This window comes from Hymenobacter arizonensis, from assembly GCF_900115775.1.
Lineage (GTDB): Bacteria > Bacteroidota > Bacteroidia > Cytophagales > Hymenobacteraceae > Hymenobacter > Hymenobacter arizonensis.
Genome location: NZ_FOXS01000002.1, coordinates 1,032,711 through 1,057,551, shown reverse-complemented (window position 1 = coordinate 1,057,551; position 24,841 = coordinate 1,032,711). Strand labels below are relative to the sequence as shown.

At 61.0% G+C, this 24,841-nt stretch carries 17 protein-coding genes; 12 read left to right on the top strand and 5 right to left on the bottom strand.

Annotated features, from left to right (window positions below; all coding sequences use genetic code 11):
- Positions 1–21: 21 nt before the first annotated feature.
- Positions 22–1,026 (bottom strand): fatty acid desaturase, encoded by a 1,005-nt coding sequence (locus tag BMZ66_RS10815; protein ID WP_092672360.1) that lies wholly within the window; start codon positions 1,024–1,026, stop codon positions 22–24.
- Positions 1,027–1,119: 93 nt separating this feature from the next.
- On the bottom strand, positions 1,120–1,518 hold the full coding sequence (locus BMZ66_RS10810) for a hypothetical protein (protein WP_092672357.1): 399 nt from the start codon (positions 1,516–1,518) through the stop codon (positions 1,120–1,122).
- Between the two features lie 362 nt (positions 1,519–1,880).
- Between BMZ66_RS10810 and msrA the strand changes: the two genes are divergently transcribed.
- From msrA to BMZ66_RS10770, 8 genes are all read left to right on the top strand, one after another.
- Positions 1,881–2,555: a peptide-methionine (S)-S-oxide reductase MsrA gene (gene msrA / locus BMZ66_RS10805; protein ID WP_092672354.1), complete on the top strand. Its 675-nt coding sequence runs from the start codon at positions 1,881–1,883 to the stop codon at positions 2,553–2,555.
- 143 nt (positions 2,556–2,698) lie between these two features.
- On the top strand, positions 2,699–7,345 hold the full coding sequence (locus BMZ66_RS10800) for a PAS domain-containing sensor histidine kinase (protein ID WP_092672351.1): 4,647 nt from the start codon (positions 2,699–2,701) through the stop codon (positions 7,343–7,345).
- Positions 7,346–7,572: 227 nt separating this feature from the next.
- Positions 7,573–8,724 (top strand): methionine aminotransferase, encoded by a 1,152-nt coding sequence (locus BMZ66_RS10795; RefSeq protein ID WP_262507573.1) that lies wholly within the window; start codon positions 7,573–7,575, stop codon positions 8,722–8,724.
- 31 nt (positions 8,725–8,755) lie between these two features.
- A complete protein-coding gene (locus BMZ66_RS10790; protein WP_092672345.1) occupies positions 8,756–9,541 on the top strand; it encodes an amidohydrolase in 786 nt (261 codons plus the stop codon).
- Between the two features lie 1,103 nt (positions 9,542–10,644).
- Complete coding sequence (locus BMZ66_RS10785) at positions 10,645–14,163, top strand: T9SS type A sorting domain-containing protein (protein ID WP_143080151.1); 3,519 nt, start codon at positions 10,645–10,647, stop codon at positions 14,161–14,163.
- Between the two features lie 238 nt (positions 14,164–14,401).
- Positions 14,402–15,010, top strand: coding sequence for a TetR/AcrR family transcriptional regulator (locus BMZ66_RS10780; protein ID WP_092672339.1), 609 nt, complete (start codon positions 14,402–14,404; stop codon positions 15,008–15,010).
- Between the two features lie 39 nt (positions 15,011–15,049).
- On the top strand, positions 15,050–15,229 hold the full coding sequence (locus BMZ66_RS10775) for a hypothetical protein (protein ID WP_092672336.1): 180 nt from the start codon (positions 15,050–15,052) through the stop codon (positions 15,227–15,229).
- Positions 15,230–15,243: 14 nt separating this feature from the next.
- Positions 15,244–15,459, top strand: a complete 216-nt coding sequence (locus BMZ66_RS10770; RefSeq protein ID WP_092672333.1) for a hypothetical protein — start codon at positions 15,244–15,246, stop codon at positions 15,457–15,459.
- A gap of 144 nt (positions 15,460–15,603) precedes the next feature.
- On the opposite strand, the gene BMZ66_RS10765 is transcribed toward BMZ66_RS10770, so the two are convergent.
- Positions 15,604–17,904, bottom strand: a complete 2,301-nt coding sequence (locus tag BMZ66_RS10765; RefSeq protein WP_092672330.1) for an FG-GAP-like repeat-containing protein — start codon at positions 17,902–17,904, stop codon at positions 15,604–15,606.
- Between the two features lie 107 nt (positions 17,905–18,011).
- On the opposite strand from BMZ66_RS10765, the gene BMZ66_RS10760 reads away from it, so the two are divergent.
- Positions 18,012–19,310, top strand: a complete 1,299-nt coding sequence (locus tag BMZ66_RS10760; protein ID WP_092672327.1) for a UDP-N-acetylmuramoyl-tripeptide--D-alanyl-D-alanine ligase — start codon at positions 18,012–18,014, stop codon at positions 19,308–19,310.
- Between the two features lie 211 nt (positions 19,311–19,521).
- On the opposite strand, the gene rfbC is transcribed toward BMZ66_RS10760, so the two are convergent.
- Together rfbC and BMZ66_RS10750 are read right to left on the bottom strand one after the other, a co-directional pair.
- Complete coding sequence (gene rfbC / locus BMZ66_RS10755; RefSeq protein WP_092672324.1) at positions 19,522–20,067, bottom strand: dTDP-4-dehydrorhamnose 3,5-epimerase; 546 nt, start codon at positions 20,065–20,067, stop codon at positions 19,522–19,524.
- Positions 20,068–20,182: 115 nt separating this feature from the next.
- Complete coding sequence (locus BMZ66_RS10750; RefSeq protein ID WP_092672321.1) at positions 20,183–21,295, bottom strand: glycosyltransferase family 4 protein; 1,113 nt, start codon at positions 21,293–21,295, stop codon at positions 20,183–20,185.
- Between the two features lie 172 nt (positions 21,296–21,467).
- On the opposite strand from BMZ66_RS10750, the gene BMZ66_RS10745 reads away from it, so the two are divergent.
- The 3 genes from BMZ66_RS10745 to BMZ66_RS10735 all read left to right on the top strand — a co-directional run bounded on the left by BMZ66_RS10745 (position 21,468) and on the right by BMZ66_RS10735 (position 24,593).
- Positions 21,468–21,767, top strand: coding sequence for a c-type cytochrome (locus tag BMZ66_RS10745; RefSeq protein WP_092672318.1), 300 nt, complete (start codon positions 21,468–21,470; stop codon positions 21,765–21,767).
- Positions 21,768–21,913: 146 nt separating this feature from the next.
- Positions 21,914–23,224, top strand: coding sequence for a GTPase HflX (gene hflX, locus BMZ66_RS10740; RefSeq protein ID WP_092672315.1), 1,311 nt, complete (start codon positions 21,914–21,916; stop codon positions 23,222–23,224).
- A gap of 232 nt (positions 23,225–23,456) precedes the next feature.
- Positions 23,457–24,593 carry a porin family protein gene (locus BMZ66_RS10735; protein ID WP_092672312.1) on the top strand — a complete coding sequence of 379 codons (1,137 nt, stop codon included), beginning with the start codon at positions 23,457–23,459 and terminating at the stop codon, positions 24,591–24,593.
- Positions 24,594–24,841: the final 248 nt, after the last annotated feature.

Sequence of the window (24,841 nt, the reverse complement as noted above, 5' to 3'; positions counted from 1 at the left end):
TTTTATGCATATCCATCCGATTTAAATCGACAGCAGTTCCTTGTCCGGTACGCTCTGGTCCTTTAGCGTAGCGGTGCCCCGCTCCTTGCGCATGATGCGGGAGTACAGGCTGATTTCTTGGTCGAACAAGAACCGAAAGAACAGCTTGGTGTAACTGGTGTGGGCCAGCAGCGGCTCGTAGAACTCCGGCGCCACGGCCTTGAGCTTGGGCAGGTTGTTCCACGGAATGCTGGGCATGTCGTGGTGTTCGTTGTGGTAGCCCACGTTTAGGTTGATGCCGTTGAGGCGGCCGTAGTAGGAATAGGTTTCCTGCTCGGGGCTGAGGGTGAGGTAGTGCTCCTGCACCCAACGGGCGCCGAGCGGGTGCAGCCCCACCGAAAACCAAAAACTGAGGAACAGGTAGAGCAGGGCCGTCCAGCCGAAAAAATACACAATGGCCGCGTCGAAGGCCAGTTGGGCCACGATGTTGGCGGCCACGTAGCGGTCGATGGTGGCCACCTCGCGGCAGCGCGCCGTGCGAATGACCTGAAACAGCGGGAAGAAAAACAGCCAGATGGCCTTGCCGATGCTGTAGTTATGAATCAGCTTGGCCTCGTACCAGTCGGGCAGGTCGGCGTCGAGCTCGTGTACGCCCTGGAATACGTGGTGCTTGATGTGGAAATTCTTGAAGCTGATGGCCGTGGGAAATACCGACGGGAAGTTGGCTAGGATGCCGGTGGCCACGTTTTGCCACAGCTTTTTGAACACCAGGTTGTGGGCCGCTTCGTGAATGACCACAAACAAGGTGTGCGAGAAAAATGCCCCTACCAGGTACGCCACCGGAATGGTCCAGTACCAGGCCTGGTTGCGCAGCAGGTAAGCCAGCGCCACCTGGGCGGCCACGCAACCGGCCCCGATGAGGAAGGTGGTGGGGTTGCGGGTCATCAACTGCTTCACCTCGGGGTGGGCTTTGATGAGTTGGCGGGTGCGCACGCGGTGGGGCTCGGGAGCCGTGGCAACGGTGAAGGCAGTGGGAGCGATGGCCATAATGAGCTGAAAAAGCGCCCGGCAACTTGCCGCCGCGCAGGGCTTCAGACAAATCTACAGCAAACAGGGCTCGGTCCCGGGCTGGGCCCTACATCACATCACTTGCAGCCAGGACTTGGCGGTTTCGATGTCGTCGAAGGTCGACACCACGGGGCTGCTATCGGTGAACTGCAGCGTCAGGTCGGTGCTGAGGCGACTGTACACATTGGGCGAGTACACCCAGGCAAAGTACTTGAGTCCGGCCGTAACCATGGCCGGAAACCACTCGCGGCCGCCCCACTCCGCGGCATCGCTCCACATGCTGGTCACGCGGGTGTTGTCGTTCAGCACTTTGTGGCTCCGGTGCAACTCCATCAGGCGTAGCATTTCCAGGCATCCATGCTGCACACTGGTCAGGTCTTGCTGGCCGTGCCAGTCGGCATGCAGCCAATCGTTTAGGTGGTCGTACTTGATGGTGACGTGAGGAGTTTCAAGTAGAAGTTGTGTGGACATAGATGGGCGCAAGGGTGCAATGCCGCATGCTACGGTAAATACGCAGAAAAGGATGCACCCCTGCGAGACAAAAGGCATTTAGGGTGCCTCAGCCGCCGAAGGGCCGTTTTACGCCAGAACAAATACCTAGTGCCGTCCCTGGACCTCAGCCTAAGCGCAGCTTTTTAGCCAACATAGGCGAACGCAAAAGCTGAACTTTAGCCTGGCTATCCTGCTTTTATAGCCAGGCACTGCAAGCCGGGCGGCCTCCAAAATCGTAGGGTATTCACCCGGCCCCATGGGCGCGTGTAAGGTTGGCGTGGCGGCGACGTCAACTCCACCAGAATTTGTATTCCCGGCACCATTTCTGTCTTGCTATTCTCATGAAAAACCGATTGAAATCTTTTCTCAGCCTCAGCCTGCTGGCCTTCACGGTTGCGTGCGGCACCCAGCAGCCGGCCGATGCTCAGAACCCGCCGCGCTCCACGGCCGGCTTTGCTCCTGCCAACCTCAACGGGCTGGCTCTGGCCACGTTTGCTGGCGGCTGCTTCTGGGCGCAGGAAGAAGCGTTTGAGCAAATAAAGGGCGTGAAGCAGGTGGTGAGCGGCTACGCCGGCGGCACCAAGGCCAACCCCACCTACGAGCAAGTAGCCAGCCGGACCACTGGCCATACCGAAGCCGTCGAGATTTACTACGACCCCAAAGTGGTGAGCTTCGAGAAGCTGGCCGACATCTTTTTCACCGCCTCGCACGACCCCACCCAGCTCAACCGCCAGGGCCCCGATGTGGGCCCCGAGTACCGCTCGGCCGCCTTTTACCGCACCCCGCAGGAAAAGCAAATTCTGGAGGCGACCATTGCCAAAGTCAATGCCTCGAAGCAGTACGATGGCAAGATTGTGACCGAGGTGCTGCCGCTTAAAAAATTCTGGCCCGCCGAGGACTACCACCAGGGCTACTACCGCCTGCACCCCGAGAATCCGTACATCACCAACGTGTCGGCCAAAAAGGTAGAACACGTCCAGAAGGAGTTTGCCAAAGACCTAAAGAGCCCATTATAAGGAAGGGCACTGCCCCTTTATTTGAGAGCGGAAAAGCCTCAGCTACCTTAGCTGGGGCTTTTTGCTGGATAAAATGACTGGCATTATGCTGGCGCCTATCTTTGAAAAAGCAAGCCCCTTGCGCTTCGCTGTCATTGCTCCTTATGCCCACCCTACCTCTCCCTACTCCGGACTTTGAACTGCTGTTCGCAGCGCTGCCTGCCCCATTTGCGGCACTGGCGCCCGACAGCACCGTTCTGGCCCTGAACACGGCGATGGAGCAACTTCTGGGGCCAAATGCAGCCGCTCAGTTCTGCGGGCAGCCACTAGCCGCGCTCCGCAAGGCCCTGGAAACGGCCGGCCATGTGGTAGCCCCCGCCCCGGCCTGGGCAACGGGCCTGCGGGCGGCACAGGCCGGGGCCACCCAACTCCTCAAGCCCGACTGGCAGCCCGAAGAGCCGGCAACGGCCACTGCCCCTAGCGCTATGAGGCATTGGGAAGCTACCCTACAGCCCGTGCCAGCCGGCGCCGCGGCGGGCGAGCTGCGCTACCTCCTGCTAAGCCTGCTGAACGTGGACGAGCAGCAGCGCAAGCTGCGCATTCTGGACCAGCTGCCCCTCACCATCAGCACGATGGAAGGGCCCGAGCTCACATTTACTTTTCTCTCGGCCCGGGCGCAGAAGTCGATGGGTACCCGCGTGGCCGTGGGCAGCACCGTGGCCGAAAGCCTGCCGGAAATAGCAGCGCAGGGCTACTTGAAAATGCTGGAGCAGGTGCGCGACAGCGGCCAGCCCATATTTGGCCACGAGGAACGCACCGAAGTGCTAGACCCCGCTACGGGCACGCTCCGCGAACGCTTCAACAACTTTGGGTACCTGCCTTTGCGCAACGGGCAGCGTGCCGGCGTGCTGGCCTACAGCCTCGACGTGACCGAGCAGGTGCAGGCGCGGCGGCACAACGAGGCCCTTGTTGCCGAGGCCCGGGCTGCCGACCAGCGCATGCGCCGCGTCACCGAAAGCCTGCCCTCCATCACCTTCATCAGCAACCAGGAGGGCGACATTCTGTACATCAGCCCCCAGTGGTATGCCTACACCGGCGTTGGTCCGGCCGATGACATCACCCGGGCCTGGCAAGAACAGCTGCACCCAGACGACCTGGCCCGCGTACAGCCTGCCTACGCCGCCGCGCTGGCCAACGGCACGTCGTGGAGCTACGAAATACGCCTGCGCCGCCACGACGGCGAGTTTCGCTGGTTTATGAGCCAGGGCGTGCCCGAACCGCTGGAAGATGCCCAGGCCGCCGGCCGCCCCCGGCAGTGGTTCGGCTCCGACCTCGACATTCACGAGCTGCACGAAACCCAGCGCCAGCTCGAAGCCAAGGACCAGCAGCTGAGCCAGATTCTGAGCCAGAGCCCCGCCATGATTGCCACCGTGGCCGGCCCCGACCACCGCTTCACCTTCGTGAATGATGCTTACGATGAGCTTATGGGCCACCGGGCCCGCGTCGGCGAGCCAGCAGCCAAGTGCCTGCCCGAGGTGGCGGAGCAGGGCTTCGTAAAACTGCTCGAAAGCGTGTACCAGTCGGGCAAGCCGTTTGTGGGCCGCGCCATCCCCCTCGACGTGCAGGACGGCACCGCCGAGGAGCGGCGGCGGCTGTATCTGGACTTTACCTACCAGCTTCTGCGCAACGACCAAGGGGAAGCCAGTGGCATTTTGGCGTTCGGAGTCGACGTGACCCAGCAAGTGCTGGCCCGCCAGGAAACCGAGGTGCTGCAAGCCGCAGTGCGCGACGCCGACCTGCGCCTGCGCCGCCAGGCCGAGGTGCTGCCCATCATCACCTTCAGCACCGACGCCCAGGGCCGCACCACCTACATGAGCCCCCAGTGGTACCACTTCACGGGCCAGAAGCCGGGCGGCCCCTGGCACGAGGTAGACACGGAGTGGACCAGCCGCGTGCACCCCGACGACCAGGAAAAGAGCCGCTATGAAATTCAGGAAAGCATCGACTTTACCCGGCTGGGGCGGGTAGAAGTGCGCCTGCGCGGTGCCAATGGCCAGTACCGCTGGTTCCTGACCGAGGCCGTGCCCGAACTGAACGCGGCCGGCCAGCTTCGGCAGCGCTACGGCTACATGCTGGACGTGCACGAGCTGCGCGAAACCCAGCAGCGGCTGGAAGAAAAAGACCGGCAGCTAAGCCGGATACTGGACCAGGCCCCAGCCATGATAGCCACCTTGGAGGGGCCAGACCATCGTTTCACGTTCTTCAACCCCAATTACAGCCGGCTGTTGGGCCAAGGCATCCGGCTGGGCCAACCCATGGTCGAGGCCCTGCCCGACTTGGCGGCCCAGGGCTTTGTCGACCTGCTCGACCAGGTATACCAAACCGGCGAACCGTTTGTTGGGGAAGAGGTAATGGCTCGAATAGCCAACCCGGACACCGGGCAGATGCAGGAACGCTACTTTGACTTTACCTACATCGCGCAGCCCGACGCCCAGGGCGCCACACAGGGCATTCTGAGCTTTGCCGTCGACGTGACTGAACGGGTGCAGGCCCGCAACCGCGCTGCCGCCGCCCAAGCCGTGGCCCAGGCCGCCGACAAGCGCCTGCGCCTGCTGGCCGAGAGCCTGCCCCTCATCACCTACCAGGCCGCCGCTAACGGCACCACCGAGTACATTTCGCCCCAGTGGTTTGCCTATACTGGCCAGAATCCGGCTTCATTTGACGCGACCAGCAGCTGGGGCGAGGCCATTCACCCCGACGACCGGGCCATGGTGGGCGAATCGTTTACGGCCAACACTGCGAGTGGCAAAAGCTGGCAGTACGAGTTTCGCCTGCGCCGCCACGACGGGCAGTACCGGCGCCATCTTTCGCGCTCCACCCCAGAGCTGGACCCGGCTACCGGCGAGGTGCTGCGCTGGTACGGCACTACCCTCGACATTCAGGACCTGCACGAGCGCACCGAGGAACTGGCCCGCAGCCGCGCCGACTTTGCGGCCCTGGCCAACAACATTTCCCAGCTGGCCTGGATGGCCGATGCTTCGGGCTATATTTTCTGGTACAACCAGCAGTGGTACGATTACACCAATACTACGTTTGAAACCATGCAAGGCTGGGGCTGGAAAGCCGTGCACGACCCTGCCTTGGTCGAAGACATTACCGAGCGCTTCCGCGCTAGCATCGCCAGTGGCGAGCCCTGGGAAGACACTTTTCCGCTGCGCCGCCACGACGGCGAGTACCGCTGGTTTTTGAGCCGGGCCCGGCCCATTCGCGACGCGGAAACGGGGGCAGTGGTGCGCTGGTTTGGCACCAACACCGACGTCACCGAGTTGCGCCAGCTCCAAACCCGCCTCGAAGCCAGCGAGGAAGAGCTGCGCATTCAGGCCGAGAGCATTCCGCAGCAAGTGTGGACCGCCCAGCCCGACGGCACCGTGGACTTCTACAACCACCGCACGGCGGCCTACGTGGGCGCCGCCATGGAAAAGAACGGGGCCGCCCATTGGCTCACCTTCGTGCACCCCGACGACCACGCCCCCATGCAGGCCCGCTGGGAGCAGGCCATTGCCAGCCAGCGATATTATGAAGCCGAGTTCCGCCTGCGCCGCTACGACGGCGAGTACCGCTGGTTTCTGGGCCAGGCCCAGGCCCGCCGCGCCCCGGGCGGCCAGGTCCTGAAGTGGTACGGCACCAACACCGACGTGCACCAGCAGCGCGTGCTGCAAGAGCAGCTGCTGGCCAGCCAGGCCCGTTTTCAGCAGCTACTCGAAGCCCTGCCCCAAATGGCCTGGACCGCCCATCCCGACGGCCGCGTGGACTACTACAACCGGCGTTGGTACGACTTCACTGGTGGCACTTTCGAGCAGCTGCAGGACTGGGGCTGGGAGCGGTTTGTGCACCCCGACGACCTTTCCGGCACCCTCCAAGGCTGGCAAGAGAGCCTGGCCACGGGAGAACCATATGAAAGGGAGCACCGCTGGCGCGACCAGATAGGCAACTATCGCTGGTTTCTCACCCGCGCCGAAGCCCTGCGCGACAAAGCCGGCGACATTGCCGTGTGGGTAGGCGCCAACACCGATGTGCACGAGTTTAAGCAGGTACAGGAGCAGCTGCAGGCCCAGAATGCCCGCCTGGTGCGAACCAACGACGACCTCGACAACTTCGTGTACACCGCCTCGCACGACCTCAAGCAGCCCATCAACAACATGGCCGGCATTTTCGAGGAGCTGACCCGCACGGCCTACTTCCGCGACCCCGACGCCATCAAGCTCATCACTTACTTTGAGCGGGCCCTGGCCCAGATTTTCAGCACCATCGATGACCTTAGTGCCATCGTGCGCGGGCAGCGGCAGCAGCAGGAAATTCCGGCCGAAGAAGTGTTGCTGGCGCCGCTGGTAGACGAAGTGATTGGCAGTCTGCAGGACCAGGTCACCCAAAGCGGCGCCGTGTTCGAGTTGGACTTTGCGACCTGCCCGGTGGTCACCTTCGTGCGCCCCAACATGCAGAGCCTGCTCTTCAATTTGCTTAGCAACTCGCTCAAGTACGCCGCTCCCGACCGCCCGCCCCGCATCCACATCAGCTGCATGCCCGACGTGGTGAGCGGCCGCCCCATCCTCCGGGTGCAGGACAACGGCATTGGTATCGACATGGAGCGTTTTGGCCCGCAGCTGTTCCAGCTGTTCCGCCGCTTCCATACCCACGTCGACGGCACGGGCATGGGCCTGTACCTGGTCAACCGCATTGTGCAGAACCACGGCGGCCACCTTGAAGTAAACAGCGTGGTGGGCGAGGGAACGACCTTTCAGATTTATTTATAAGCCCGGCCAAACTCCCCTCCTCAGCTGAGGAGGGGATGTTGTCGCGCAGCGACAACGGGGGTGGTTGACCTCGTTGAACGATGTGAGAACGATGCTCCTATAAGTCGTTCCACCATCGTGCAACGCCACTACCACCCCCGTTTCAGCTTCACTGAAACATACCCTCCTTGGTAAGGAGGGGAGTTTGACCGTTCTTTCGCCTTCATACATCCCTCATCCCCACCCCTGTGCTCCATTCCAAGCTTCCCGACGTTGGCGTCAGCATCTTCACGCAAATGACCTTGTTGGCCCAGGAAACGGGAGCCATCAACCTGGCGCAGGGATTTCCTGACTACGACCCGCCGCAGGAGCTGCTGGAAGCCCTGGCCCGCCACGCCCTCACGCCCGGCCACCACCAATACGCGCCCATGCCCGGCCTGCCGCGGCTGCGCGAAGCCATTGCTGCCCAGGTAGCCCGCCTGCACACCAACGCACCGGCGCCCGACCCTGCCACGGAAATCACCGTCACGGCGGGTGCCACTGAGGCCCTGTATGCGGTGCTGGCGGCCGTGGTGCGCCCCGGCGATGAAGTGGTGGTGTTTGAGCCGGCTTATGACCTTTACGGCCCCGCCATTCGGCTGCAGGGCGGCGTGCCGCGCTACGTTCGCCTACCCGCCCCCGACTTCAGGCCCGACTGGGACGCCGTGCGCCGGGTGGTGTCGCCCCGCACGCGCCTTGTGATGGTGAACACGCCCCACAACCCCAGCGGAGCCGTTTTCACCGCCGAGGACTGGCACGAGCTGGCCCGCCTGCTGGCCGGCACCGATGCCCTCGTGCTCAGCGACGAGGTGTACGAGCACCTTGTGTTCGACGACACTCCGCGCATGAGCGCCCGCCAGCACCCGGAGCTGCGCGAGCGCAGCTTCGTGCTGTCCTCTTTCGGCAAAACCTACCACGCCACCGGTTGGAAGGTGGGCTACTGCATAGCGCCCCCCGCCCTCACCACCGAAGTGCGGCGCGTGCACCAGTTCCTGACCTTTGCCGTGAGCACCCCCACCCAGCACGCCCTGGCCGACGTGCTCGCCGCCGACACCTCGGACGCGCACGCCCGCGGCCTGGCCGGCTTTTATCAGCAGAAGCGCGACGCCTTTCGCGATTTGCTGGCGGGGGCAGGCTGGGACTTGCTGCCCGTGCCCGGTGGCTACTTCCAGCTGGCTCGCTACAACGCCCTTTCCCCGGCTACCGACCTAGCCTTCGCCCAGTACCTGGCCCGCGACAAAGGCGTGGCCGTGGTGCCAGTATCCGCGTTTTACCACGATGGGTTTGACGATGGCCTGATTCGGTTTTGCTTTGCCAAGCAGGAGGCCACGCTCATTGAAGCCGCCAGCCGCCTGCGGTAGGCAGCGCAGGATGCCAATTATTCTCTAAAGCATGTCTAACCTCACCGTTTCGTTTGTTCAGACCGAGCTGCACTGGCACGATGCCACTGCCAACCGCGCGGCCATGGAGCAGCACCTCGCCCAGCTCACCACGCCCACCGACCTCGTGGTGCTGCCCGAAATGTTCACCACCGGCTTTAGCATGGAAGCCGCCGCGCAGGCTGAGACCATGGACGGCCCCACGGTGGCCTGGCTGCGTGAGCGGGCCGCCGCCCTCAACGCCGTGGTCACCGGCAGCGTCATTATTCAGGAAAACGGCGCCTACCACAACCGCCTGCTGTGGGTGCGGCCCGACGGCAGCCTCCGCAGCTACGACAAGCGCCACCTCTTCACGCTGGCCGGCGAGCAGCACGTGTACACGCCCGGCCGCACTCGCTTAGTAGAGGAGTGGCGCGGCTGGCGCATCTGTCCGCTGGTGTGCTACGACCTCCGCTTCCCCGTTTGGAGCCGCAACCAGGCCACCGAGCCCTACGACTTGCTTCTGTACGTAGCCAATTGGCCCGCCGTACGCCGCACCGCCTGGATGACCCTGCTCCGCGCCCGCGCCATTGAGAACGTAGCCTGCGCCCTGGGCGTAAACCGCATTGGGCGCGATGCCCTGGCCCACGACTACGCCGGCGACTCCGCCCTGATTGACGCCCGTGGCAACTACCTCTTAGAAGCCCACGACCAAGCCGGTGTGTTTACCCACACCCTGCGTCGCGACGAGCTGGAGGAGTTTCGAACCAAGTTCACCGCCTTGAACGACGGCGACGCTTTTGAATTAACGGCGCCCTAGTTTTAACAACCCTCCACGTTTCAGCCTGTCAGCAAGCGCCTATGAGTGCGCTTGCTGGCAGGCTTTTTTGTTTCTGCGGCGCAAAGCATCAGTTCCTCCTGCGCTCGGTGCTTGCTTCGGTTGCCATGCTAAGCAAACAGCGGCCAACCGCCCCCCCCCCATTATCTGGCCGCGAATCATTGTTGGAGGCTCGCCCACGCCTGGCATGTAGGTTTCTATCGCTGCTTAAGCTTCTCCCCTTCTTCAGCCGACCAAGTGATGCTCTTGCTTGCGCTATCAGCTATACAACAAGCTGAGTCAATACCAGGGCGCCAAGGCCCATTTCTGCCCTACGCGCGGGCAGCCTTACACCTTCTTACGCTGCACCGTCTGGATGAAATAAGACATGGCTGCTGGCTGCTGCCATCCCTGCCAGCGAGCAGCACTTTTAAGACGCGGGAACACTAAAATTACAATCTCCTTGGCGTTCTGTATTACTAAAGTAATATTTTAATTAAGAATGACGAAAATGAAACAGATACTTAATGAGCCATTTCATAAAACTCAATTTAATAATTATCAAAGTTGAATTCTTGTCACTATCCGACATATCAATTAGACCGCAAAAGAAGTTTTTCGAAAAATTGGTCACATTTTTTTCAGAAATTCTTTTTATATCCTTTTTAAGCTGTAATTTAGAGGCAAAATATTCAGAATACACTTTATTATTTAGCGTGACCAATGCTCTTCCATCCTCCACTCAGAGCATGTCAATTTGTCTTTTTACAAGTTAAATAATGCCCTAGACAATACACATCCGTGCTGTTAGTCGGATTTGGCTTATATATAAAAGACAATTTCACAATTACGCTGAAATTGGAAATAGTCAAATTATATCCAACAAGTCAACAGCACTTATTCACCTGCTTTAGCTTTCAAATCGAGACGAAGCAGACCCATCAACCAGTTCGCTCTAACCGCTCTAATCAACCCGAATTGTTATGACAAGAATCTACCAATCATTTACTTGGCTGAGGCACTTAATCTGCTATTGCCTCGTATTGGCAACTGCGGGGCAGCCGGCTTTCGCGCAGACGGCAACCCGAGCTACCGTCGTTTCCATAGTGCCCAGCCTCAACACAGGCCAGGATTACTCGCCGTGGCTGAACGACGACCTGACCAAGCTGGTGCAGCCCCAATGGGCCTCCATCAACCTGCAGTACGTCGACGTTACGCTGGCCCTGAGTGCTCAAACCAGCGTTAGCCGCATCTCGCTCTACGACCACGAAGGTTCCTTTGCCAGTTCGCCGGCCTACATCTACGCGCAGAACGGCAGCCAGCGCACGCTGCTGGGCACCTTCACCGGCGAAGCTTACATGCAGTGGGTGAATATCGCCGTGAGCCCTGCCGTTACTGCCGACGCCATCATTGTTCGGAAATACGGCAACAACCTGCCGCAAAAGGTCCAGGTTTTTGGCACGGCTCTCGCCAGCCCCTCTCTTTCCCAGTCGGTTATCAGCTTCCCTGCCTTGGCTACCAAGACGGTTGGCGACACACCATCCGAGCTGGTGGCCACCAGCACCAACGGCGTTACGCCCATAACTTTTGCTTCTTCCAACCCGGCGCTGGTGTCGGTTTCGAATGCCAGCGGCCGCTGGCTGGCCACAGCCCTTGCTGCCGGCACTGTTACCATCACGGCTTCGCAGGCCGGTAGCGCCGCCTACCTGCCCGCCACCGACGTGGCCCAGCCGCTGACTGTGAAGGCTGCCCCCTTGCCTACTACACCTACCACTACTCCGTCCACTGCCGGCAAAATCGCTCTCGACCCCAAGCGTTGGTACCAGCTCACGAACTCGCCCGATGGAATCACGCAACTTTTCGATGGCGTGACCAGTGTAAACATTACCACGGGCTGGGGCAAAATCATCCCAACCTTTGATTCTTATTACCCCCTGAAGGCCGGCGAGGCCATCAGCATCGAAAGCGTGAAGCTTTACGACGGCAGCGGTAGCTTCGCCAACGCACCCATGACCCTGTCGGTCATCACCGACACCTGGCAGCGCGTGCCAGTGGCCACCTTCACCGGCGAGCAGTACATGCAGTGGGTAGGCCCTTACCCCAGCCGGCCCACCACGTTCCGCCTCGACAACGTGGTCAGCAACGCCCGCTACTTGGTTATCACGTCTTCGGCGGGCGGGTACCCCACCGAAATGGAGCTGTACGGGACCTTGACGGCCCCCGCGCCGGCCCCAATGCCGAGCCCGGCCACGCTGGCGGCGCAAAAACAAATCAAGCTGCGGCAATCCATGGGCGTGAACGCCTTTGAGTGGGACCTGGAAGACCCCAACAAGCCTTCGGTGGTAGACACCGCCCGCCTGCGGGCCATGAAGAACTTTGCGGGCATCCGCCACTACCTCGACTGGGAAAAGATAGAGTGGACCGAAGGCGGCTACACTTTCAATCCCTCCCACCGCGGCGGCTGGAACTACGACGCCATGTACGAGCGCCTCAAGCAGGAAGGCGTGGAAGTGCTGGTGTGCCTGAAAGACATGCCACCATGGCTGCAGGCCACCTACCCGCTCGACCAGCGGGCCGGCGACAACGTGCCCGTGCGCTTCGGCCAGAGCTTCCTGGCCCCGGCTTCCTATGTGCAGCACGCCAAGGCGGCGTTCCAAGTGGCGGCCCGGTACGGCTCCAACCCCAACGTCGACCGCTCGCTGCTGAGCGTGAACACCACGCCCATCTGGCAGGGCGACGCCATCAACCAGGTGAAAGTGGGCCTGGGGCTGATTAAGTACATCGAGTGCGACAACGAGCGCGACAAGTGGTGGGCCGGCCGCAAGGCCTACCAGACCGCCCGCGAGCACGCCGCCCACTTGTCGGCGTTCTACGACGGCCACAAAAACACCATGGGCCCCGGCGTGGGCGTGAAAAACGCTGACCCCACCATTCAGGTGGTAATGGCCGGCCTGGCCAGCGCCAACTTCGACTACGTGAAGGGCATGATAGACTGGTGCCGGGAGTTCCGCGGCCTCAAGGCCGACGGCAGCGTGAACCTGTGCTGGGATGTCATCAACTACCACTTGTACTCCAACGACACCGGCAACTCACAGGAGGGTGGCTCGGCCCGCGGCGCGGCCCCGGAAGTATCGAACGCCGGCCGTGTGGCCCAGTCCTTCGTGCAGCTGGCCAATGAGTTCGCCAACGGCATGCCGGTATGGATTACCGAAACCGGCTACGACCTGAACCAGGGCAGCCCCCTGAAAGCCGTAGCCGTGGGCACGCGGTCGGTACTGGAAACGCAGGCCGACTGGACCCTGCGCACCTCCCTGGCTTATGCCCGCTGGGGCGTTGAGCGCGTGTTTCACTACCAGCTCTACGACGACAATCCCACCAGCGCCACGAAGTTCAACTCAATGGGCCTCATCAACTCCGACAAGTCGCCCCGCCCCGCCGCGCAGTACCTGAGCCAGGTTAACCGGCTAATGGGTGCCCACACCTACATGGAAACCCTCAACGCCGACCCCATCGTGGACCGCTACGAGCTCAACGGGCAGTCCGTCTACATGTTGGTGGTTCCGGACGAAAAAGGCCGCACCGCCTCTTATACCCTGAACCTGGGCAGCGCCACGCAGGCCGACGTGTACCGCCCCACCAACGGCAGCCGCACCATGCAGGTGCAGCGGGTAGCCCTGCAGGGCGGCCAACTGGCCATGCAGGTAACCGAAACGCCTGTTTTCGTAATCGCTGCTCCGGCCACCACTACTCCGACCCCGACGCCGGCTCCCACGCCCACGCCTACCCCCACACCGACCCCAACCCCTACAGTGTGCTCGGCCACTGGCACCATCCTGCGGGAAGAGTGGAGCAATGCAAAAGGACGTAACGTTTCGGATATTCCTACCCAAACCGCCCCAACCAGCACCAGCCAGCTGACCCAGTTCGAAACGCCTACCAACAAGGGCGACAACTACGGGGCCCGCGTGCGGGGCTACCTCTGCCCACCCGCCACCGGCGCCTACACCTTCTGGATTGCCGGCGACGAAGTAGGCGAGCTGTGGCTGAGCACCAACGATGCGCCCGCCAACAAAGTCCGCATTGCGGTGCTCTCGGGCCGCACCGCCCCCCGGGAGTGGAACAAGTTCGCCGACCAGAAGTCTGCCCCCATCACCCTGGTGCAAGGGCAGCGCTACTACATTGAGGCGCTGCACAAGGAGATGACCGGTGCCGACCACCTGGCCGTGGCCTGGCAGCTGCCCAACGGCACCATGGAAGGCCCGATTCCCGGCAGCCGCCTGTCGCCGTTCGTACCGACCACCGCTGCAAAGACCTCAGCGGCTGTAATTGCTCAAGAGCCCGTTGTCGACGCCCTGGCCGCCGACGCAGTAACCCTGACGGCGGCTCCCAACCCCCTCACGGCCCAGAGCACGATTCGCTTTAGGGTTGGCACAACCGGCACAGCCACGGTGACCCTCTACGACATGCAAGGCCGCCTGGTGCGTCAGATTTTCTCCGGAACGGTAGAAGCCGGTGCCGAGCAGGAGGCAGCCTTGCAAGCAGCCGATTTGCCAAGCGGCGTCTACACCATTCGGTTGATGACCGCCACCAAGCTGGTTCATCACCGGGTAGTTGTCGCCAGGTAAGTAGTTACTTATTGGTGAAACACAAACGGGTTTCCGCCCAGCCGCTTTCCACTAGCGACTGGGCAGAAACCCGTTTGTGTGTGCTATGCGGAATTATGGGCTAAGTATGCAGCCCATGAACCTAGGGAGACCATTAGGTTTGATGTTTACAATTCCCCGTTTTGCTAAACAGCTGGTCGTATTGAATTTTCAGTGCATCTTTGCATAAATTTAACCAAGCAGTTAAACTACCTGGCCAATGGACCTGCAAAAACGCTCCACCGAAGAACTGATTCTGGAAGCCGCGCAAGCAGTGTTTCTGGAAAAGGGTTTGGCCGGGGCGCGCATGCAGGAAATTGCCGACCGCGCTGGCATCAACAAAGCCCTGCTGCATTATTACTTCCGCAGCAAGGAAAAGCTCTCGGCGCTGATTATCGAGCGGGCCATTGGGGTGATACTGCCGCGCGTGATGGCTGTGCTGGACACCGATATGGAGTTGTTTGACAAAATCCGGCTCGTGGTCGATACCTATCTCACCTTCGTGAGCCGCAACAGCTTCCTGCCGTTGTTCATCGTGAACGAAGTGAACCGCAACCCCCACTTCTTCTTCCGGGCTGTGGTGGAGAAGGAGCGCAACCACCTCGACAAGTTCCGCCGCCAGGTGGAAGAAGCCGTGGCGCAGGGACGAATTCATCCCATCAGCCCCGCGCAACTGTTCATGAATGTCATGTCACTGGTCATCTTTCCTTTCTTGGGCAAGCCCATTATTCAGGTAGGGTTGGGGCTAAGCGACAAGGACTTCAAACGCGAGATGGAACACCGGCGAACCGAAGTGGCTGAATTTGTTATCCGGGCCATTCGAGCCTGATATTTTTTTGCTAGTCCGTTAACCAAGTAGTTAAATCGCATGGATAAGAAAAGGAAATTGGCCGCCTTCCTGCTTTGGATGGGTGGGCATGCGACGCTGGGGCCGCCCGCCGCCCTTTCCCTGACGCTGGCTGGGCCCAACGAGCAGTTGCACTGCGCGCTGCTGCAGGCCAAATCCGATTGTTTCTTGACCCAAGCCACCCCAGCAGGGGTGCAATAATCACGCTTCCACCTATGGAATTTGTCATTGTCCTGCTGACCCCCATCCTGTTCATGCCCATGATTACGGGCTATATGGCTCACGGAAACGGACGCTCCTTTTGGCGCTGGTTTGGCATCGGGTTCGCGCTGCCTTATCTCTCACTTTTACTCATCACTTACGTCGTACACCGCGACCAGCGGCGGTCCCGGACTGCTCAAACCAATCCCTCCGACTCCAATTTGCCGTGAACGCCTTTCCTGTACATACTTGAGCGTACATCGGGCTGCTAGCCATCGGCCTCCTGCACGACACGAGTTTACTAAACTCGTTTACCTTTCAAAGTTTAGAAACCTCGAATAGGAGATGAGTTTCCTAAACTCACCTTCAAGTCACTACCGCACCAGCAGCCGCTGCACCGCCGCCGAGCCATCGGCGTCTTCGGCCCGCACCAGGTACACGCCGGGCGCCAGGCCCGCCAGGTTTACCGCGTGGCGGCGTTGGGCACTGCTTACTTGCTGCACCACGCGGCCGGTCAGGTCGAGCAGGGTGATGCGGGTGGGCTTGGCCGTTTCTACGGTCGCGGTGGCGGTAGCAGGGTTGGGGTACACACTCAGGGCCAATGCTCGGGCGGGCTCAGAGCGCGTGGTGGAGGTGGCAGTGCGGTTGCGCGTGCCGTAGCTGAGAACGCCGCCGGCCTGAGTGCCAATGAAGAGCTCGGGGGTTCCGTCGCCGTTTAGGTCGGTGGCAGCCAGGCCGAAGTGCGAGGAAATCTCCAGGCCCAGGCGGGTGGGTTCGTACTGGCCGGTCAGGGGATTGTAAAGCAAGTCGGTGCGCTCGGGGAAAATGCTGGTCAGGGCGCGGTAGTTGGAAAAGAACCGCAGGAAGCCGCTGGCGTCGGCCGTGAGCAGGTCGGGCTGGCCGTCGCCGTCGAAATCGGCTACGGTGGCGCTCAGGTTGGTGGGCCGCCCCCCGGAAGCGTCACGAATCCGGCCAAAATCATTATCCACCAGCACAAAGGCATCTTCCAGCGGCCCGGAGCCGCGGTTGCGGAAGTAGCGCAGGCTCATGCCGGGCTCCTGGGTTTCGTTGGTGCCGATGAGCAAGTCGACGTAGCCGTCATTGTCTACATCGGTGAAACAGGGCATGTCTCCCCGAGAATAGGGCAGCACACCGCTGCCAGCCGCGCCTTGGGGCTTGAAACTGACGGCGCGGGCCACGTCGAACGCGGCGGGCTGGCCAGCGGCGGCCGTGTTGAGGATGTAGTAGAGCACATTGGCGCTGCTGCTCCAGGCGGCGTAGGCCAGGTCGAGGGCGCCGTCGCGATTCAGGTCGACCAGCACGGGCTTAATGCCCTCCAGGCGCTGAGCGGCCAGGCCCAGGTAGTTGTCGGTAACGAAGCTGAACACCGGTCGCGCGCGGGTGCCCACGTTGCGGTAGTACGTAATAGTGGCGCGGTACACGTTGTTGACGCGGTCGGCGATGTTGCCAATGAGCATGTCGGGCAGCCCGTCGCCGTCAACATCGCCAAAGGTTGGGGCGGCGCCTTCGCTCACGTCTATCATCTCGTTTTGCAGGAAGCCAGCGGACCGATACGCAAAAGCCGGCGGCCCGGTAGCAGCAGTGTTCTCGAAGAGTTGCACATGGTTGCGCAGGCTCACCTGGTCGGCAAAATTGGTGAGCATATTTGGGGCCACCACGAGGTCGGGGCGGCCGTCGAAGTTGGCGTCAAACGAATACGCCGCTGGGAACACGGGCACCCGGGCGGGCGTGGCCGCTGAAGGAAAGCTAGAGCTGATGCCGGCCTGGTTTATGACGGGAGCCAGGGCCGTGCCTCGGTTGAGCAGGCGCGTGAGTTCGGCGCAGTTGTCGCGGCCGTCGAGCAGGTCCTGAACCCCGTCGCCGTCGAGGTCGAGCAGCAGCAAGCTGTGCCCGCCCGTGTGCAAGGGCCGGGCCGCGGTAAAGCACGACTGGCCGGTGAACTTGTACTCGGCGCAGCCGCTGCAGGCCTGGATGCCGCCCCAATTATCGGTGTTCAGCCTAAAAGTGAGGTCACTGCCGCAGGTGCCGGGACTGGTGTTGAGGTAGAGCTCGATGTAAGATGAACTGACAAAATCATAGGTCATGATGTCGAGCTTGCCGTCGCCGTTCACGTCCTGAATGGCGGGCAGGTTGTAGCCTCCGAGAACGAGGTTGGCAGTACCCGTAAATCCGCCAGAATACCGAAGCTGGTTGGTGGTGAGCTGAAAGCTGGGGCGGCCGTTGACCAGCACATTGCGAAATACCCGGATTTCGCCGTTGTTGACGTAGGTAAAAAGGTCGGGGCGGCCGTCGCAGTCGTAGTCGCGCAGCAGGGCCCAGCCTTGCAGGTCGGCCGGAAACAGCGACTCGTATTGTGGGGCATACTCCCAGCGGCGCCCCGCGGCGGTGCCCGGCGCAGCCGCACTCAGGAAAGTATAGACGCGGCTGCTGATGTGGTCGAAGGCAAACAGGTCGTTTTGGCCGTCGTTGTTCAGGTCGATGGTGCTGAACTGGGGCGTGTCGAAGCCACCAGCCCAGGCGTGGCGCAGCGTATCGGTGCCGTGCACCACCGCGGCCAACGGCTGGTGTTCGAACCCAAAGCCCGCTGGCAACTGGGCCCGGGCAGCAGTTGAAAAAGCCAGCAGGACCAGCAAAACAAGCGTAGAACGGAGCATAGGCGCAAAGCAATGAAAACGGTTCGGGCAGGCAATGATAGCGAGGACAAAAATCAAGCCCACCTTTGTAACAGTTTACACCCGGTTTTCTCTTCGCGTTCAACTTTATGTTGCTCTATTCTCATTATTTGGCGGCTGGCGGCCAGGTTAGCACCGACTCGCGCCAGCCGCAGCCCGGCACCTTATTCTTTGCCCTGAATGGGCCCAGCTTCCGGGGCGCGGCCTTTGCTCCCCAGGCTTTGGAAAAAGGCGCCCGCCACGCCGTGGTGGACGACGCCGACCTGGCCGCCACCGACCCGGCCCGCTACACCTTCGCCCCCGACCCACTGGCCGCTTTGCAGGAACTGGCCCGGCACCACCGCCAGCAGTTCGACATCCCGGTGCTGGCCATCACGGGCTCGAATGGCAAAACCACTACCAAGGAGCTGCTGACGGCCGTGCTGGCCCAGAAATTCCGCGTTCTGGCCACCATCGGCAATCTCAACAATCACATTGGGGTGCCGCTCACGCTGCTGCGGCTGCGCACCGGTGAGCACGACTTCGCCGTGATTGAGATGGGTGCTAACCACCGGGGCGAAATAGCGGCTTACTGCCAGTGGGCCCTGCCCACACACGGCCTCATCACCAACATTGGCAAGGCCCACCTCGAAGGCTTTGGTGGGCCCGAGGGCGTGGCCCTGGGCAAAGGCGAATTGTTTGACTATCTGGCCCGCACCGGCGGCACCGCTTTCGTCAACACCCTCGACCCCAAACTACCCGGCCTAGCTGCGGCCGTGCCCACACGCCTCACCTACCCCGGCGCCACCGATGCCTACCCCGCTACGCTGCTAGCCGCCGACCCGGCCCTGGCCCTGCGCCTAGCCGATGGCACCGACGTAGCCGCCCAGCTCACCGGCGACTACAACTTTCCCAACCTGGCGGCCGCTGCCGCCGTGGGCCTGCACTTTGGTGTTGAAGCCGACAAAGTAGCCAGCGCCCTGGCCCGCTACAACCCACAGAACAACCGCTCGCAGCTGCTCCGCACAGAAAGAGGAAATGAGCTGGTGCTGGATGCCTACAACGCCAACCCCAGCAGCATGGCGGCGGCACTGCGCAGCTTCTCTGCCCGCCCTGCCGCAGGTGGCCAGAGCAAGCTGGTTATCCTCGGCGATATGTTTGAGCTAGGCGACGACAGCGCCGCTGAGCACCGCCAGCTGGGCCAACTGCTAGCCGAGTTGAACCTCTCCGCTGTATTGCTAATTGGCCCTGAGATGAGCTTGGCAGCTGAAGCAGCTAGGCAAGCGCAGCACTTCTCTACCAAAGCTGAAGCAGCTGAGTGGCTGAAGCAACACCCGGCTCAGGGGCAGCAGGTGCTGGTGAAAGGCAGCCGCGGCATGGCGTTGGAGACGCTGGTGGAACTGTTGTAACAACGGTCAAACTCCCCTCCTTTTTTAAGGAGGGGATGTTCGAGCCGCAGGCTCGGACGGGGGTGGTTGCACTCGTTGAACGACACCTGAACGATTCTACCGCGAGTCGTTCCGCCTGTTATCGTTCAACGCCCACAACCACCCCCGTTCTCGCTTCGCGAAAACATCCCCTCCTTGGTAAGGAGGGGAGTTTGATGTTCTGCTCAGCTTTTTAAAACGGGCTTACAAAATCCTTTAGCAAGGGCAGCTCATCGTCCTTGCCCGACACCAACGGCGCCACTTCGGTGCCCCAGTTGATGTTCAAATCGGGGTCGTCCCAACGCAAGCCGCCTTCCGCGCTGGGGGCGTAGTAGTCGCTGCATTTGTAGAGGAAAATTGTGTTGTCCTCCAGGGCCATGAAACCGTGAGCAAAACCAGCGGGAATGTAGAGCATGTTGCCACGCTCGGCCATGAGCTCTACCATCTGGTGCTGGCCGTAGGTGGGAGAATCCCGACGCAAGTCGACGGCCACATCGAGGGCGCGGCCCTGGCCTACGCGCACCAACTTGGCTTGGGCGTGTGGAGGGATTTGAAAATGCAGGCCGCGGAGCACTCCTTTTTTGGAGTTCGACTGGTTGTCCTGCACCCATTGGGCCTCGGCGCCGGCCTGCGCCATGAGGCGGGCGCTGAAGGTTTCAAAAAAATGACCCCGGTCGTCGGCAAACAGACGGGGAGTGAACTCGACTAGCCCGGAAATGGGGAATTGCTTTACTTCCATTGACACAAATGTAGAATAATCCGAATGCGTGTTTGCGACGGTTTCTGAAAAAAGTCCTCATGCAAAGCGGCAAACAGACGGCGGCACCGCTCAGCACGACCGCACCAGAGAGCTGCTACCGGCGCACGGTGGCTACGGCGGTCAGGTACTTATCGAGCACCAGCCGTTCATCAAATTTAGTTTCGGCCAAGTGGCGGCTGTTTCGGCCCATGCCTTTCAATTCGGCCTCGGGCAGCGTGAGCACCTGCAGCATCTTGGCAGCCAAATCGGGGCCGCTGCGCACTTGGCAGAGGTAGCCGTTGTGGCCGTCGACTACGGTTTCGCGGCAGCCGGGCACGTCGGTGGTGACGAGGGGCTTGCCCACGGCTGCCGCTTCGAGCAGGGTTTTGGGCGTGCCTTCGCGGTAGCTGGGCAGCACCACGCAATCGGCGCGGTGCAGGTGGGCGGCCACATCGTCGGAGCGGCCCAGGTACTCGATGTCGCCGCTTTTCAGCCACTCCTCGAAGGTGGCGCGGGGTACGCCCACCCCGCCGGCTTCGTCGAGGCCGCCGAGCAGCTGAATGCGCGTACCGGGCACTGCCTCACGCACAATTTTGGCCGCTTCAAAGTATTCGACTACTCCCTTTTCGTAGAGCACGCGCGCCACCATCAGGAACACAAACGGGGTTTGGCGCGTGAATTCGGGAGCCGGGCGAAACCGGTCGGTGTCGACCCCGGAGCCGGGGAGTAAGTCGGTTATTTCGCGACGCACCAAGCCGTTGTCGAGGAATAGCTGCCGGTCGTCGCCGTTCTGAAAAAACACCTTGTGCGGGAAGCGGAACGCGAAACGGTAGAGTCCCAGCGCCACCTTGCTCACGAAGTTTTTGATGATGAACACCGTGCCCAGGCCGCTCACGTTGTTGATGCTGGGCACGCCGGCCAGCTGGGCCGCAATGCTGCCGTAGATGTTGGGCTTGATGGTGTAGTGCAGCACCACGTCGGGCTTTTCGCGCTTGTAAATTTTGTAGAAGCGCAGCGTCAGCGCGGCGTCCTTAGCCGGGTTGGTGCCCTTGTTCTCCATGAGGATGGGCACGAAGCGGCAGCCGAGCTCGGTTTCGAGGCGCTGGGAGTAATCATCGGGCGGCGCGATGGCCAGCACCTCGTGGCCGGCGGCTTGCAAGGCGCGCACGAGGCTGGCACGGAAATTCCAAATATTCCAACTGGTGTTGATGACGAGGGCGACGCGCACTTTTTAGGGCAAGAGGGTAAGAAGGTGTGAGGGCAGGAGGTGCAAAGGTCGGGCTAACGGCGTTATGACTCTTAGGTTATAAAGAATACTTCCTACCCTCACACCCTCCTACCCTCATGGCTTTAATTTTATCCGCCGGTACTTTGTGGGCTCTTTGTGTGTTGTGCCTGATATGAATATTCGCTTTGCGGCGCTGTCGCTGCTGCTGCCTTTCCTCGCTGTGTCGGCGGCTTCGGCCCAGGCCCCGGTGCTGCCGGGCCAGCTGCTGTACCAGAAAAACTGCCAGCGCTGCCACGGCGCCAACGGCAAAGCCGGCCTGAACGGGGCCCACGACCTCACCAAAAGTAACCTCAACGCCTTTGGCCGCACCTACTTAGTTACCAATGGCATGGGCAAGATGCCGGCTTTCGGCAAGACCCTTACGCCCCAGCAAGTGCAGCAGGTGGTGGCCTACTCGCTCACCTTGCGGTGATTTAGTTGTTAGTTGCGGCTTGGTGGCGCCAGCTTGCAATCCAAAGAGCAGGCGCACCCAAAAGCGTCAGAAATTCGTTCAGCAAACTGGCAGCGGATTTATTTCTGACAACCCGCCACCACGAGCAACCGACAACTACCCTTTCCATGGCAAATAAACCCACCTCCGGCGGCCGCAAGCCGGGCGGCAGCACCCGGCACTTCACCACCGACAACGCCAAGGCCGGCTTTGTCGCCAGCAAATCGGGCGGCGCCTACGACACCGCCAAAGAGCAGGAAACCGCCGTGCTGGTGAGCGTGCCCCCGCGCCGCCAGTCCGAAGCCCAAACCACCGAATACCTCGACGAACTGGCCTTTCTCATTGAAACGGCCGGCGCCACCGCCACGAAGCGCTTCGTGCAGCGCCTCGAAAAGCCCGACATCCGGACCTACGTGGGCGAAGGCAAGCTGGCCGAAATCAAGGCCTACGTGCAGCACGAAGGCACCAGCATGGTGGTGTTCGACGACGACCTCTCCCCCTCGCAGCTCCGCAACCTCGAAGCCGAGCTGCTGGTGAAGATTGTGGACCGCTCGCTGCTGATTCTGGATATTTTCGCACTGCGGGCCAAGTCGGCCACCTCGCGCACCCAGGTCGAGCTGGCCCAGTACCAGTACCTCCTCCCCCGCCTCACCGGCCTCTGGACTCACTTGGACAAGCAGCGTGGTGGCGTGGGCATGAAGGGTCCGGGTGAAACCGAAATTGAAACCGACCGACGCATTGTGCGCGACCGCATTGCCTTCCTCAAGGAAAAGCTCGAAGACCTCGACCGGCAGAGCCACACCCAGCGCAAAGCCCGCGGCGGCTCGGTGCGCGTGGCCCTGGTTGGCTATACCAACGTGGGCAAAAGCACCCTGATGAATGTGCTGGGCAAGTCCGACGTGTTTGCCGAAAACAAGCTTTTTGCCACCGTAGACGCCACCACCCGCAAGGTGGTGCTCGAGCAAACCCCGTTTCTGCTGTCTGACACGGTAGGATTCATTCGCAAGCTGCCCACCAAGCTCATCGAGAGCTTCAAGAGCACGCTCGACGAGATTCGCGAAGCCGACCTGCTGCTGCACGTGGTCGACATCTCACACCCCGGCTTCGAGGAACAGATTCAGGTGGTGAACGACACGTTGAGCGACATTGGCGCTGCCGATAAGCCCGTGCTGTTGGTGTTCAACAAAATAGACCAGTACAAGCCCGACGACGCCGAAAAAGACCCCTTCGGCGAAGTGCTCGACGCCGAGGACGACGGCACCGCCCCGCGCCCGCCGCTGGCGCAGCTGCAAGCCACCTATATGGCCAAGCTGCACGACCCGGTGGTGTTCATTTCGGCCCAGGAGCGCACCAACCTGGAAGAGCTGCGCGAATTGCTAGGCAAGCGCGTAGCGGCTCTGCACCAGCAGCGCTACCCCTACCAATCGGTGAGTGAGTAATGTACTGAATTAGTGAATTAGCGATTCCGAGAGGTAAGGAATTGGGCTTGCACCCGATTGGTCATTTGTCTCTGGCTACTAGACGTGTACTTACTTCAGTATGTGAATCGCTAATTCACTAAATCACTACAGTCGCTAAATCACCAACACCCGCCCCGTTGCCAATAGCCATTGTTCCGGTTTATGCGTATGGGCAACATTCGCCTTTAATTACCTATTCCGGCCCCTTTCTATGGCTCTGTTTTTTGCTTATCGTTTCCGGCTGGTAGCGGCCGCGTTTCTCTGCATTGGAGGCGTGGCTCAGGCCCAGGATAGGCCCCCTGTGTACCCACTAGCCGCACCAACCGGAGTCGATACCATAGTGGGCCTGCCCAATCGACGCCTGTTTGCCAACCCTTCGGTGCTAGGCATGGGGCCCAGCAAGGGCCTGATTGTGCGCTACGAGCGTATGCCGCGGTTCGGGGTGAAGTCGGAGGCCCAGGTGGTGGGCATCAGCAATTACTCAGGGGAAATCGACAAAAACGCGCGCCTGTCCATCAAGGGGTACATTCCGGCCTGGAACCGGCCGCACCTTAAGGTAGTAGTGGGCCTGGCCTATGAGCGGGAAGAATTCCAATTTAACGGCCCCGCCACCACCGACTACGAGCTGTACCGCAACATCGAAGACAAGGGGCTGAAAAGCATTTCCTCCCAGGTAGTGGTGCTGCGGCCCGTCGATGATGTGCACTGGTACCTGGCCCGGGTGAAAGGCGAACTGAGCGGCGACTATAACGCCGCTACCGACTTGAATACCCTCGACTACTTCCGCTTCTCGGCCGAGGCCGTGTACGGCTGGAAGCGCAGTGCTCTGTTTTCGTGGGGCCTGGGCTTTCAGTATGGCTACACTTTTGGGCGGCTGAGCCTGTACCCGGCGGTGCTCTACAACCGAACGTTTAATAACCGGTGGGGCATCGAGGCCTTGTTTCCCGCCCGTGTAACGGCCCGGTACAACGTGTCGGAGTCGTCCATTTTCTACGCTGGCTACACCGTGGATGGCTACAATTACATCATCAAGCTGCGCAATGAGCTCAATCGTCGGGACCCCAATACTGGCACGCCGGTTCTCGGCAAGAGGGCACTCAGCACCCTGGAGCTGCGCGAAACAGAAGTCAAATTCCGACTGCGCTGGGAGCGCGAAATCTTCAGCTTCCTCTGGATGGGGGCCGAAGCCGGCTACCGCTACAACTACGCCTTCGATGCCTTCGACCGGACCAACAATGACCGCGAGAAAATCATCGACTCCAAGTTCAACGGAGCTCCTTATGCCAGCCTGGAGCTTTTCATTACGCCCCCGCGCAAGCTGCTGGAGAAGTCGGGCCTGCGGCGCTAAGCGCTGCTCAACAAGCGCTTGACAACAACGCGCACGGCACAGTGGGCCCGTTCAGAACTGCCCTGTTGCACCTTACCGGAATGAGGGCAGTGCTAACGCTATTTTCTCATTATTGGCCCTCAACGGTATGCCCATCGGCCCGGCAAGTTGCATCTGTGAATAATTTCCCCCGCGTGGGCAACTGAGTAGAGTTCATAACAATTTGTCGCTTGCGTAATTTCAACGAATAACTCGTTTTCCAAACCCGA